14 protein-coding genes are annotated in these 12,607 nt (G+C 65.8%); 3 read left to right on the forward strand and 11 right to left on the reverse strand.

Going from position 1 to position 12,607, the window contains the following annotated elements:
• The first annotated feature begins 218 nt into the window (after positions 1-218).
• Positions 219-1,094 (forward strand): 3-hydroxybutyryl-CoA dehydrogenase, encoded by an 876-nt coding sequence (locus ACK41U_RS07675; RefSeq protein WP_409677917.1) that lies wholly within the window; start codon positions 219-221, stop codon positions 1,092-1,094.
• Positions 1,095-1,159: 65 nt separating this feature from the next.
• Here the strand turns inward: ACK41U_RS07675 and ACK41U_RS07680 are convergent, their stop codons facing one another.
• The 6 genes from ACK41U_RS07680 to ACK41U_RS07705 form a co-directional block, all read right to left on the reverse strand.
• Entirely contained in the window at positions 1,160-1,570 is a 411-nt protein-coding gene (locus ACK41U_RS07680; RefSeq protein ID WP_409677920.1) for a DUF2852 domain-containing protein, read from the reverse strand.
• A gap of 84 nt (positions 1,571-1,654) precedes the next feature.
• A complete protein-coding gene (locus ACK41U_RS07685; RefSeq protein WP_409677923.1) occupies positions 1,655-2,284 on the reverse strand; it encodes a TetR/AcrR family transcriptional regulator in 630 nt (209 codons plus the stop codon).
• On the reverse strand, positions 2,284-2,562 hold the full coding sequence (locus tag ACK41U_RS07690; protein WP_409677925.1) for an HPr family phosphocarrier protein: 279 nt from the start codon (positions 2,560-2,562) through the stop codon (positions 2,284-2,286). The genes ACK41U_RS07685 and ACK41U_RS07690 overlap by 1 nt, the downstream gene beginning before the upstream one ends.
• Positions 2,559-2,981 carry a PTS sugar transporter subunit IIA gene (locus ACK41U_RS07695; protein ID WP_409677927.1) on the reverse strand — a complete coding sequence of 141 codons (423 nt, stop codon included), beginning with the start codon at positions 2,979-2,981 and terminating at the stop codon, positions 2,559-2,561. Before ACK41U_RS07695 ends, ACK41U_RS07690 begins: the two co-directional genes overlap by 4 nt.
• 28 nt (positions 2,982-3,009) lie before the next feature.
• Positions 3,010-4,047, reverse strand: a complete 1,038-nt coding sequence (gene rapZ / locus ACK41U_RS07700) for an RNase adapter RapZ (protein ID WP_409677930.1) — start codon at positions 4,045-4,047, stop codon at positions 3,010-3,012.
• A gap of 40 nt (positions 4,048-4,087) precedes the next feature.
• Positions 4,088-4,501 carry an HPr kinase/phosphorylase gene (locus ACK41U_RS07705; RefSeq protein ID WP_409677932.1) on the reverse strand — a complete coding sequence of 138 codons (414 nt, stop codon included), beginning with the start codon at positions 4,499-4,501 and terminating at the stop codon, positions 4,088-4,090.
• A 218-nt stretch (positions 4,502-4,719) separates the two neighbouring features.
• Between ACK41U_RS07705 and ACK41U_RS07710 the strand changes: the two genes are divergently transcribed.
• On the forward strand, positions 4,720-6,315 hold the full coding sequence (locus ACK41U_RS07710; RefSeq protein WP_409677935.1) for a phosphoenolpyruvate carboxykinase: 1,596 nt from the start codon (positions 4,720-4,722) through the stop codon (positions 6,313-6,315).
• An 89-nt stretch (positions 6,316-6,404) separates the two neighbouring features.
• Here ACK41U_RS07710 and argF read toward each other — a convergent pair whose 3' ends face one another.
• The 4 genes from argF to ACK41U_RS07730 form a co-directional block, all read right to left on the reverse strand.
• On the reverse strand, positions 6,405-7,331 hold the full coding sequence (gene argF / locus ACK41U_RS07715; protein WP_409677938.1) for an ornithine carbamoyltransferase: 927 nt from the start codon (positions 7,329-7,331) through the stop codon (positions 6,405-6,407).
• Positions 7,332-7,482: 151 nt separating this feature from the next.
• Complete coding sequence (locus ACK41U_RS07720; protein WP_409677941.1) at positions 7,483-7,959, reverse strand: GNAT family N-acetyltransferase; 477 nt, start codon at positions 7,957-7,959, stop codon at positions 7,483-7,485.
• Positions 7,952-9,160, reverse strand: coding sequence for an aspartate aminotransferase family protein (locus ACK41U_RS07725; protein ID WP_409677944.1), 1,209 nt, complete (start codon positions 9,158-9,160; stop codon positions 7,952-7,954). The genes ACK41U_RS07720 and ACK41U_RS07725 overlap by 8 nt, the downstream gene beginning before the upstream one ends.
• Positions 9,161-9,312: 152 nt before the next feature.
• On the reverse strand, positions 9,313-10,098 hold the full coding sequence (locus ACK41U_RS07730) for an ABC transporter permease (protein WP_409678101.1): 786 nt from the start codon (positions 10,096-10,098) through the stop codon (positions 9,313-9,315).
• A gap of 186 nt (positions 10,099-10,284) precedes the next feature.
• Between ACK41U_RS07730 and ACK41U_RS07735 the strand changes: the two genes are divergently transcribed.
• A complete protein-coding gene (locus ACK41U_RS07735; protein ID WP_409677947.1) occupies positions 10,285-10,929 on the forward strand; it encodes a GcrA family cell cycle regulator in 645 nt (214 codons plus the stop codon).
• Positions 10,930-11,000: 71 nt separating this feature from the next.
• Here ACK41U_RS07735 and ACK41U_RS07740 read toward each other — a convergent pair whose 3' ends face one another.
• On the reverse strand, positions 11,001-12,431 hold the full coding sequence (locus tag ACK41U_RS07740) for an NCS1 family nucleobase:cation symporter-1 (protein ID WP_409677950.1): 1,431 nt from the start codon (positions 12,429-12,431) through the stop codon (positions 11,001-11,003).
• Positions 12,432-12,607: the final 176 nt, after the last annotated feature.

The following is a 12,607-nucleotide window of genomic DNA, read 5'->3' on the forward strand; positions in this document are numbered from 1 at the left end:
CGATCTGTTCCAGATCCTCCCCGAACTGACCGGAAAGCTGTAACCGCTTCTTCTTCACAAAAATATCCCGGGGGGAATCGCGCAAAGCGCGATGGGGGGCAGCGCCCCCCAACCCACGCCAAAGACACAGGCGCCGCCCCCCGACCGGGGGCGGTTTTGCATTGCAGCATGACCGCCCGCCGCCTATCGTCGCGCCGACAGGAACCGGGGGGTGTCACATGACAATTCAGACAGTCGGCGTGATCGGCGCAGGCCAGATGGGCAACGGCATCGCGCATGTCTTCGCGGTCGCGGGCTATGACGTGCTGCTGACCGATATCAGCCAGGACTCGCTCGACAAGGCGGTGGCCCTGATCGACCGCAACCTTGAACGTCAGGTCAGCCGCGACAAGATTTCGGCCGGGGACAAGGCCGCCGCCATGGCCCGCATCCGCACCACGATGCAGCTTGCCGATCTGGGCCAAAGCGATCTGGTGATCGAGGCCGCCACCGAACGCGAGACGGTCAAGCAGGCGATCTTTGCCGACCTGCTGCCGCATCTGAAACCGGAAACGATCCTGACCTCGAACACCTCGTCGATCTCGATCACCCGTCTGGCCTCGCGCACCGACCGCCCCGAGAAATTCATGGGCTTTCACTTCATGAACCCGGTCCCGGTCATGCAACTGGTCGAGCTGATCCGCGGCATCGCCACCGACGATCCGACCTATCAGGCGATGCTGGCCGTGGTCGCGAAACTGGGCAAGACCCCGGCCACCGCCGAGGATTTCCCCGCCTTTATCGTGAACCGCATCCTGATGCCGATGATAAACGAGGCGGTCTATACGCTTTACGAGGGTGTGGGCTCGGTCAGTTCGATCGACAGCGCGATGAAGCTGGGCACCAACCATCCGATGGGGCCGCTGGAACTGGCCGATTTCATCGGTCTGGACACCTGCCTCGCGATCATGAACGTGCTGCATGACGGGCTGGCCGATACCAAATACCGCCCCTGCCCGCTGCTGACGAAATATGTCGAGGCCGGATGGCTGGGCCGCAAGACCGGTCGCGGCTTTTACGATTATCGCGGCGACACGCCCGTTCCGACCCGCTGATCATCAGCCCTCGGGCGGTTGCACAGATCTTTGCGCGGGGCCGGTCATCCCGGCCCCGCATGTCGTCAGGCATCGGCCTTCGCGCCGCGCCTGTCCATGAACTGGTCGAACTCGGCCTTGTCCTTGGCCTCGCGCAGTTTCTCCAGAAAATCCATGAACTCGCGATGCTCATCCTCCAGACGCTTCAGCGTCTGCTCGCGATAGGCGTCAAAGGCGGCATTGCCGGTGGTGGGCGCGCTATAGCGCGGCGCGTGGCTGCGTTTGGTACGGTTGCTGCATCCGAACATGCGATTGCTCCAGATCATGTAAGCGAGAAGCGCCAGGCCGACCGGCCAGAACGCGATGAAACCCAGCACCATGGCCGCGATCCAGGCCATCCGGCCATGTCCGTCCAGCCAGTCCCGGCAGCGGGTCAGAAAATCGGTCACCCGCGACCCGGCCGGGGCCGGGGGCAGCACCTGTGAACCAGTGGTCATCCGTCATCTCCCAATGTTAATGTTAATCACATTTACATAGATGGGCAGGATTCTCCCGCCGTCAAGACAATCCGGCCGAAAAATTCACTCGGGGATCAGGCCCAGCCCGCGCAGATAGACGATGACGCCGCTCTCCAGCATTTCCGAGGGCGCGACGGGGCTGCGGCTGCCGGGCTTGCCACGGCTGAACAGCTCGACCACGCCATGGCTCAGCGCCCAGATATGGTTGGCGACCATGCGCGCGGGCGGGCGGCGATCGGGCGGCAGCCGCGCGGCCAGCGCCTCGGCGCCATTGACCAGCATGCCCTGCGCCCGGCCCGAGGCGGCAGACAGATCGGCATTCCCGGCGATCGACAGGCCCGATTCGAACATCGCCATGTAATAGCCGGGCCGCTCGGCGGCGAAATCCAGATAGGCCTGCCCCATGCGCAGAAAGGCGGTCAGCGCGCGCGGTCGCCCCGCGTCGAATGCCGCCTCCAGCCGCCCCGAAAATTCGACAAACCCCTGCCGCGCGACCTCTTCCAGCAGCTCTTCGCGGCCCTTGAAATGGCGATAGGGCGCGGCTGCCGACACGCCCGCGCGGCGCGCGGCCTCGGTCAGGGTAAAGGCCTGCGGCCCCTGTTCCTCGATCAGCGCGGCGGTCGCCTCGACCAGCGCCTGCCGCAGGTTGCCGTGGTGATAGGATTTGCGCTCGTTGGGCGGTGTGTCGGGCACTACATGCCTTCGCCGAAGTAGTCCCCGATCAGGGCCTCCAGCGCATCGGCCAGCGCAAGCGCATCCGGGCCGCGCGTGGTCACGGTGATCTGGCTGCCCCGCGGCGCGGTCAGCATCAGCAGCCCCATGATCGAATCGCCCGACACCTCCACGCCATCTTTCGCGACCTGCGCCTGCGCGTCGAACTGCTCGACCACATCGACGAATTTCGCACTGGCCCGCGCGTGCAGGCCCTTGATATTGATGATGGTCAGTTCACGGGTGACCGGACCGCTCATCTCAGATGGGGTCCGCTGTCCAGCCCCGCCTCGGGCGGCACGTTGTACGAGTTGATGTATTTCCGCCCGGCCTCCTTGGCAAAGGTGACGGCATCGGGCACCGACAGGTGGCGCGATTTGGCCAGCTTGACCAGCATCGGCAGGTTCGCGCCATACAGGATCGCGCGCCCCTGCACCGCACAGGCCGGCAGCGACAGGTTCGAGGGCGAGCCGCCGAACAGATCGGTCACCACCACAACGCCCTCGCCCCGGTCGACCGAGTTTGCGGCGGCCTTGATCTCGGCCGTCTTGGCGGCGCGGTCGTGGTCATCCTCGATCGCCACGGCGGCGATGCCCGCCTGCGGCCCGACCACATGCTCGACCGCCGAGAGATATTCCCTCGCCAATCCGCCATGGGCTACGATCACAATTCCAATCAACGCGTTCCACCACGTCCTGCAGGCCACATCATGCCGGCGCCCGTTTTTTGTCCAGCAATGCCTTGCTGACATGCGCCGTCTCAGTATCGGGGGGCAGCGCGGCAATCCGCCGCTCAAGTTCCCTGTGTCTTATTGACACCGGCCAGCCAGCATCTGCAAGCGCGACGGCCATCTTTTCCACCAAAGTGACAGAACGGTGTTGCCCGCCGGTACATCCAAAGCCGACCGACAGGTGGGATTTGCCCTCATCCATATGTGCAGGCAACAGAAATTCGACCAGATCGCGTGTTTTGGCAAAGAATTCCGCAAAGCGTGGGTCTGCGGTCACATGATTCTGTACCGCCGGGTCCAGCCCGGTCATGGATCGCAGCCCGGCCTGCCAGTGGGGATTCGACAGGAACCGGCAGTCGAACATCAGGTCCAGCCCGCGTGGCACGCCCCGCTTGTAGCTGAAGCTGTGCAGCGACACGCTCAGCCGCGTCGTCGCGCGGCTGTCGAACCAGCGCGTCAGCTCGTCGCGCAGATCATGGGGCGACAGCTCACTGGTATCGACCAGCACATCGGCCCGCGCCCGGATCGGCGCCAGCAGGTCAAGCTCGGCTGTGACCCCGGCCAGCGGCGCACGGTCGGGCGACAGCGGATGGCGGCGGCGCGTCTCGTTATAGCGGCGCACCAGCACATCGGCATCGCAGTCCAGAAACAGGACCTCGGGCGAGAATTCGGGCTGCCGGGTCAGCCGGTCGATCAGTTCGATCAGGTTGGCGGCCGAGAAGTCGCGGTTCCTGACATCCAGACCCAGAGCCAGCGGCACCGGCCGCGGCGGCCCGTCCAGCAGACGCGGGATCAGCGACAGCGGCAGGTTGTCGATCGCCTCGAACCCCAGATCCTCCAGCACATTGATCGCGGTCGCGCGTCCGGCCCCCGATGGCCCGGTCACCAGCACCAGCCGCTGCACGGCCTGCCCGTGCCCGCCGGGTCCCAGCGTGTTTGGCCCCTGCGGGCCGGTCCCCTGCGGGTTGGTCCCCTGCGGGTCTGGCCCGTCGTCGTCCCGGTTCTGCCCGCTCATTGCGAACCCCTTTTCGGTCACAGGCTTCGGTCACCGCGCCTCAGTCCAGTCGCCCCGCCAGCAGCATCTGCCGCAGTGCAGAATAAAGATGCGGGCGATACGGCCCCAACACAAGAGGCAGTGTCACCCCCAGCCACTCTGCCGCCCGACGCGGAGGCAGTCGCTGATCCTCAGGGCGTCCCAGATCGCAGACCAGCGCCAGCGGCACCGGCGGCGACGGGTCGGCCGCCAGAATACCGACCCCCCGCGCCTCGATCCGGCCCAGCAGGGGCTGGGGCGCCGACGCGATCAGCGCGCCACCGTCGCGCCTCAGATCCGTGCGGTCATCGGCCACCAGCATCGCACCCGCGGCCATCATCTCCAGCGCCAGACTGGACTTGCCCGCGCCCGACGGCCCCAGAATCATCAGCCCCACCCCACCCAATGCAACAGTGCTGCCATGCAGCTGGATCATGCGAATCACCTCTTGCGCCATTTCGTCGACGTTTCGGTAAATTTTGCACCAATCGCATCCCCTCACGGCCCTTCAGACAGCGTGTTTGCGATAACATTTATTGTTTGCGCTAACCGTTTGCGCTGTCTTGTTCCCACAGTTCGGACCCGTGCTATAGCCGCGATTGTTGCGTCACGAAACCGTCGCAGCCGTCCCAACAGTTACGGAGCCAGAGGAAGATGACGATGCGCGTAAACCCCAACTGCCGGCTTGAAGATCAGGGCATCGAGGGGCTGGGCCAGGTCTATTACAACCTGCTGGAACCGGCTCTGATGACCGAAGCGGTCGCGCGCGGCGAAGGCAGGTTGGGGCTTGGCGGCGCCTTTCTGGTGACGACCGGCGCCCATACCGGCCGCTCGCCCAAGGATAAATTCGTCGTCCGCACCCCTGCCGTCGAAGACAGCATCTGGTGGGACAACAACCGCCCGATGACCCCCGAGGCCTTCGATCTGCTGCATGCCGACATGCTGGCCCATATGAAGGGCCGCGACTATTTCGTGCAGGACCTGTTCGGCGGCGCCGATGCCGACAACCGCCTCGATGTGCGCGTCATCACCGAAATGGCCTGGCACGGTCTGTTCATCCGCCACCTGCTGCGCCGCCCCGAGGCGGCCGAGCTGGCGACCTTCACCCCCGAATTCACCATCATCAACTGCCCCGGCTTCAAGGCCGATCCGGCCCGCCACGGCTGCCGCAGCGAAACCGTGATCGCGCTGAACTTCGAGAAGAAACTGATCCTGATCGCCAACACCGCCTATGCGGGCGAGAACAAGAAATCCGTCTTCACCCTGCTGAACTACCTGCTGCCCGCCCGCGGCATCATGCCGATGCATTGCAGCGCCAACCACGCGCCCGGCAATCCCGACGATTCGGCGGTGTTCTTCGGCCTCTCGGGCACCGGCAAGACGACGCTGTCGGCCGATCCCTCGCGCGTGCTGATCGGCGACGATGAACATGGCTGGTCCGACACCGGCATCTTCAACTTCGAGGGCGGCTGCTACGCCAAGACCATCAACCTGTCGGCCAAGGCCGAGCCGGAAATCTACGCCACCACCTCGCGTTTCGGCACCGTGGTCGAAAACATGGTGTTCGATCCCGACAGCCTCGAGCTGGATTTCGAGGATAACTCGATCACCGACAACATGCGCTGCGCCTATCCGCTGGACGCCATCTCGAACGCCTCGCCCACCAGCCTCGGCGGCCATCCCCGCAATGTCATCATGCTGACCTGCGACGCTTACGGCGTGCTGCCACCCATCGCACGGCTGACGCCTGCGCAGGCCATGTATCACTTCCTGTCGGGCTTCACCTCGAAAACGCCGGGCACCGAGGTCGGCGTGACCGAGCCGCTGCCCACCTTCTCGACCTGTTTCGGCGCCCCCTTCATGCCCCGCCGCCCCGAGGTCTATGGCAAGCTGCTGCAAGCCAAGATCGCCCAGCACGGGGCAAGCTGCTGGCTGGTGAACACCGGCTGGACCGGCGGCGCCTTCGGCACCGGCGCGCGCATGCCCATCGCCGCGACCCGCGCGCTGCTGGCCGCAGCCCTGGATGGCAGCCTGAACGATGCCGAATTCCGCCGCGATCCGAATTTCGGCTTCGAGGTGCCGGTCAGCGTGCCCGGCGTCAGCGCCGTGCTGCTGGACCCGCGCCAGACCTGGGCCGATCCTGCCGCCTATGACGCGCAGGCCCGCAAGCTGGTGCAGATGTTCTGCGACAACTTCGCACAATATCTGGACGCCATCGACGACGAGGTCCGCGCCGCCGCCATCGGCTGAGAGGCCAGCCCAGAAAACCGGAAAACCCGCGCCCTTGGGCGCGGGTTTTTCTCATCTCGCCGGGGGGCGTCAGCCCCCCGTCCGCAAGGTCACACGCCGAGGCAATAGCGCATGACCGCCTTTTGCGCATGCAGCCGGTTCTCGGCCTCGTCCCAGATGACCGAGGCCGGGCCGTCCATCACCGCGCTGGTCACCTCATCCTCGCGATGCGCGGGCAGGCAATGCATGAACAGCGCATCCGGCCGCGCCCGCGCCATCAGCGCCTCGTTGATCTGATAGCCGCGCAGCTGGTTGTGGCGGCGTTCCTTGGCCGATTGCGGATCATGCATGCTGACCCAGGTGTCGGTGACGACCAGATCGGCGCCGATCACCGCCTTGTTCGGATCACGCTCGATCGTGACCGGGTGGCCCTGCGCTGCGGCATAGTCCAGCCATTCGCGTTCGGGGTCCAAAGGCGGCGGGCCGGTAAAGGTCAGGTCGAACCCGAACTGCCCCGCCGCATGGGCAAAGCTGGCAAAGACATTGTTGCCATCGCCCGACCAGACCACCTTCTTGCCCGCGATCGGGCCGCGATGTTCCTCGAAGGTCATGATGTCAGCCATGATCTGGCAGGGATGGGTGCGGTTGGTCAGCCCGTTGATGACCGGCACGGTCGCATATTCGGCCATCTCCTGCAGCGTGGCCTCCTCGAAGGTGCGGATCATGATCAGATCGACATAGCGCGACAGCACGCGGGCGGTGTCGGCAATCGTCTCGCCATGGCCCAGCTGCATCTCGGAGCCTGACAGCACCATGGTCTGCCCGCCCATCTGCCGCACGCCCACGTCAAAGCTGACCCTTGTGCGGGTCGAGGGCTTTTCAAAGATCAGCGCCACCATGCGGCCCGCCAGCGGCTGGTCGTCATCGGGCGTGCCCTTGGGGCGGTCGTTGCGGGCGGTCTTCATCGCGCGGGCAGTGTCGATGATCGAGCGCAGCGCGGCCTTGTCGGTGGTATGAATGTCTAGAAAATGCGTCATTTGTCTGGCTTTCGGCGATTTGGGCAAGCAAGCCCTGCAGGGCGGGCCGGGTCAAGGGGCGAGGCCGTGAAAAAAAAGAGGGGCGCTGCCCCGCCGCGCGTTCCGCGCGACTCCCCGGGATATTTGCGTGAAGAAGAAGCCGGGGCCTGCCTCATCGGAGGCGGGTCATGACGCGGACGGGATGGCCCTCGCCGTCGATGCGGATGTCGCTGCCGGAAAATCCGGCATTTTCATAGGCGCGGATCGCGCGCGCGTTTTCGGGGTCGGGGTCGATGGCCAGCACCGGGGACTGGCGCAGCAGCAGATCGCCAAGCGCGCGCAGCCAGCGGCTGCCATGGCCGCGCCCCGCAGGCCCCGAGAACAGGTCGATGGCGATGGCATCGGCGGGCAGATGGGCGAAATGGGGCGCGGGCCATGCCTGCACCGGATAGTGCTGGGCATAGGCGATGGGCTGACCGTCCAGCAGGGCGATCACCTGCGTCATCGCCGGGTGGTCCAGATCCCCGGACACGAGCGCGATCTGGCGATCGACCCCCTCCCACCAGGCTGCCACCTCGGGTGCGGCCAGCCAGCCCGCCAGCATCGGCAGGTCGTCGCGGGTCACCGGCCGGAAGCTGTAGTCAGGCATTCTGATCCGCCCTGAGCTCCGCCGCCACCTCGGATGCCGCCCGGTCGAGGCGGGCCACCGCCTCGGCGATCTCATCCTCGGTGATGTTCAGCGGCGGCAGCAGGCGCAGCACATTGTCGGCGGCGGGCACCGTCAGCAGGTGCTGGGCATAGCCCGCCCGGACCAGATCGACCGGGGCGGGCCTGCATTTCAGCCCCAGCATCAGCCCCTGACCGCGCACGCCCTCGAAGATCTCGGGATGGCTGGCCACCAACCCCTCCAGCTTTTGCCGGAACAGGGCGCTCTTGCGGTTCACCTCGGCCAGAAAGGCGTCATCGGCCACGATCTCCATCACCCGCGTGCCGACCGCGCAGGCCAGCGGGTTGCCGCCATAGGTGGAGCCATGCGTGCCCGCCACCATGCCCGCCGCCGCCGCTCCGGTCGCCAGCAGCGCCCCCAGCGGAAAGCCGCCGCCAATGCCCTTGGCGACCATCATGATGTCGGGCGTGATCCCCGCATATTCATGCGCGAACAGCCGCCCCGTCCGGCCCATGCCGCATTGCACCTCGTCCAGCACCAGCAGCGCGCCGGTCGCGTCGCACAGCGCCCGGATCTGGCGCAGGACCTCATCGGGCACCGGGCGGATGCCGCCCTCGCCCTGCACCGGCTCCAGCATCACCGCCGCCGTGCGCCCGGTGATCGCGGCCGTCACCGCCGCCATATCCCCCGTCAGCGCGTCCCATGGCAGGGTGCGGAACCCCGGCATCAGCGGGCCGAAGCCCCTGGTCATCTTGTCCGACCCCGAGGCCGCGATGGCGCCGGTGGAGCGTCCGTGGAACGCGCCTTCAAAGGTGATGATCTCGATGCGGTCGGGATCGCCCGCATGGTCCCAGTATTTGCGCACCATCTTGATCGCCAGTTCGGCGGCCTCGGTGCCCGAATTGGTGAAAAACACCGTCTCGGCAAAGGTCCTGTCGGTCAGCAGATCGGCCAGCCGCTCCTGTTCCGGGATCTGATAGAGGTTCGAGACATGCCAGATCCGCCCCGCCTGCGCCGTCAGCGCCGCGACCAGATCGGGGTTGGCATGCCCCAGCACATTGACCGCGATCCCCGCGCCCAGATCCAGGTATCGCGTCCCGTCAGCGGTGATGGCCCAGGAGCCTTCGCCCCGTTCGAACGCCAGAGGGGCACGGTTATAGGTCGGCAGGACATGCGGGATCATGGGCAGGGCCTCGGATCAGGGGATGGGGGGCAGACAAGCAGGGACGCGGACCGTCAGGGGTCGCATCAGCGTCGGTTGGACAGGGCGCATCGCTTGTTCATGGGCGGCAGGATGCGCGCGCTTGCCCCGACACGCAAGAGGAAATCGCGGCCTCAGGGCTTCATCCGGTATCCGATGCGCAGCCAGTGCCAGGCCAGCACCAGCACCCCCGCCAGCACCAGCGTGCAGACGATCAGCCCCTGAACCGGCGACGAATCACTGACCCCGGTGACGCCGTACCGCGCCCCGTCGATCAGATAAAAGATCGGGTTCCAGTGCGAGATGGTGTTGAACGGCTCGGGCAGGGCCTGCACCGAATAGAAGGTGCCCGACAGAAAGCTCAGCGGGGTGACGATAAAGTTGCTGATCGCGGCCATCTGGTCGAATTTCTGCGCCATGATCCCGGCCAGAATCCCCAAAGCCCCCATCAGGCAGGCCGCCATCAGCACGAAGGCCAGCAGCCACAGCGGATGTTCGACCCCCCGCCCGGTGACCAGCACCATGCCGGTCCCGATCACCACCGCCACCAGCGCCGCGCGCACCACCGAGCCCGCCAGATAGCCCGCCAGCAGTTCCGCCCCCGACAGCGGCGGCATCAGCGTGTCCACGATATTTCCCTGCACCTTGGCCGCCGTGATCGAGCTGGAGCTGTTGGCGAACGCGTTCTGGATCACCGTCATCATCAGGATGCCCGGCCCCAGAAAGACCAGATAGGGCAGGCCCATCACCTCGCCCCGGTTCCCGCCCAGCGCCAGCGCAAAGACCAGCACGAACAGCCCCGCCGTCATCAGCGGCGCGAACACCGTCTGCTGCCAGACCGCCATGAAGCGCATGACCTCGCGCCGGGCCAGCGTGCGCAGCCCCAGCCAGTTGACGCGGCCAAAGCGGCGCACCCCCATGGCGCGGTCAGGGATGCGGTCGGCGAGGCTGTCGGCGCCTGTGCGCGGGGGGATCGGTGACATGGTCATGCGGCAGTCCTTGAATTCGGGCGCTTCGGCGGCTAAATCTCGGCATCCCGTTTGTGACGGGACCAATCGCAGGTTACAAGATGGGGCGGCAGGTCAGACCCGCCCGGAAAGGCTGCCATGTCCTGGACGGATGATCGTGTCGAGACGCTGAAACGCATGTGGTCCGAGGGCCAGTCGGCCAGCGCCATCGCCAAGGAACTGGGCGGCGTGACCCGCAACGCCGTGATCGGCAAGGTGCACCGCCTTGGCCTGTCGAACCGCACCGAAGAGGCCGAGGCCCCCGCGCCCGAGCCTGCCCCCGAACCGGCCCCCGCCCCCGCGGCCGAGAAAAGGCCCGAAAAGAAACCCGCAGCCCCCGTGCGCCCCGAGCCTGTGGCCGAAACCGTGGCCGAGGCGCCCCGCCGCGCCGAGGCCGCCGCAGCCCCCCGCGCGCCCGAACCGGCCGAGCAGCCCGCACCGGCAGTCTTTACGCCCGTCCCGCGCCGCCCGATCGTGCCCGCGGGCCAGCCGCTGCCGCCCCAGCCCTCGGCCAATGAAATCTCGCCCGAGGCGCTGGCCTCGGTGCGCGAGGTCGAGAAAAAGGCCCGCAAGCTGACGCTGATGGAACTGACCGAGCGGACCTGCAAATGGCCCATCGGCGATCCGGCCACCGAGAAATTCTGGTTCTGCGGCCTGCCCTCGGTCGCGGGCAAACCCTATTGCGAGGCCCATGTCGGCGTCGCCTTCCAACCCATGAGCTCGCGCCGCGACCGCCGTCGCTAGGCCCGGCTACTCTGCATGACAAAGGCCGCCCCTCGGGGCGGCCTTTTTCGTACACCTGTCTGCTGCCGCGATCAGGCGGGAAAATTCGGACGGCAGCGCTTGTAATAGATGGCCCCGCCCAGCAGCGCCCCGATCAGCCAGGCATAACCCGACAGCGCGCTGAGGAACGGCACCCAGACCGCCGCGACCGAGAACACGGCCGCCAGCCCGAATGCAACCAGCGCATTGTCATGCCAGCCGTCCCGATAGTGATAGGTCCCGCCCTGCATGTTGTACAGATCGGCGCGGTTCAGAACCTTTTTCCGCAGCATGTAGTAATCCACGATCAGGATACCGTAGAGCGGCGCCAGAGTGGCCCCCAGAGTGTTGACAAAACCGCCGATGCCAAACTCGCTGATAAAGCTGGTCCAGAACCCGCCGATCACCAGCGCAAAGCCCGAGGTAATCAGCCCGGCCTTGCGGAAACTGATCTTGCCGGGCGCAAGGTTGGCAATGCCATTCACGGCGGGGATGAAATTGGCGACCAGATTGATCCCGACCGTCGCGGCAAAAAAGGTGATCGCCGCAATCACGGCCAGCAGCACGCTGTCGGTCCGTTCGACGATCTCGGTCGGGTTGATCAGCGCCTCGCCATAGACGACCGCCGCGCCCGCCGTGGTCAGCAGCGCCAGCGCCGAGAACAGGATCATGTTCAGCGGCAGCCCCGCAAGATTGCCCAGAACCATCGACCGCCGGTCACGGGAATAGCGCGAAAAATCGCTGAAATTGATCATCACGGCAGCGAAATAGGCGACCATGGTGCCGACGATGGCCACAAAGCCGCTGATCTCGGTGCCCCATGTGCCTTCCGGATTGGCAAAGATCGTCTGCGCCTGGCTCAGCAGCTGCCCGTCGGCCTTGACCCACAGCACCACGACCAGCGCGATCATCACCAGATAGACGAATGGCCCGGCGATGTTCAGGAAGGTCTCGACCCAGTTCATGCCGCGCCAGAAGATGACGATATGCAGCGCCCAGACCACCAGAAACGACAGCCAGTCGATCGCCGTCAGGCCCAGAAACTCTGCCCCGCCGGTGGCACCGGTCAGCGACCGCACCAGCAGCGCCATCGCGGTCGAGGCAAAGAAGACCTGCACCCCGTACCAGAACACCGCCACCGTCGCGCGCAGCAGCGCAGGCAGCTTGGCGCCCTGCGTGCCCATGCTGGCGCGGGCAAAGACCGGATAGGGGATACCATAACGCTCGCCCGCATCGCCCGACAGGTTGACCAGCAGCATGACCAGCAGCCCCGCCGCGATCAGCGCCGCAAACGCCGTCCAGCCGCTGACCCCGTAAGAGATGAACAGCGAGGCCACCAGCGTGTAGCCGAACAGCGACTGGATGTCGTTGGCCCAGATGTTGAAGATGGCAAACCAGCCCCAGGTCTTTTCGTCCTTGCCGACCGGCTCCAGCGTGTCGTCGTCGCCCGGTGACAGGGCGCCCTCCATGGTGATGTCTTGCATTGTTAACATGTCCCTTGATTATGGACGGAATCGAAAAACCGTCATTGTTTTCGGACAGATTGACTCATTATCAGGAATTGTCGCACAGTTTTCTGCAGAAAGTTAACAATGTTCAGAAACTGGCGCGTTTGCAGGCAGTTTCGTCGCACCCGGCCCCAGGACGCGCGACCATGACA

Origin of the sequence: Paracoccus sp. (in: a-proteobacteria) (assembly GCF_046289755.1) — a bacterium.
Classification (GTDB): domain Bacteria; phylum Pseudomonadota; class Alphaproteobacteria; order Rhodobacterales; family Rhodobacteraceae; genus Paracoccus.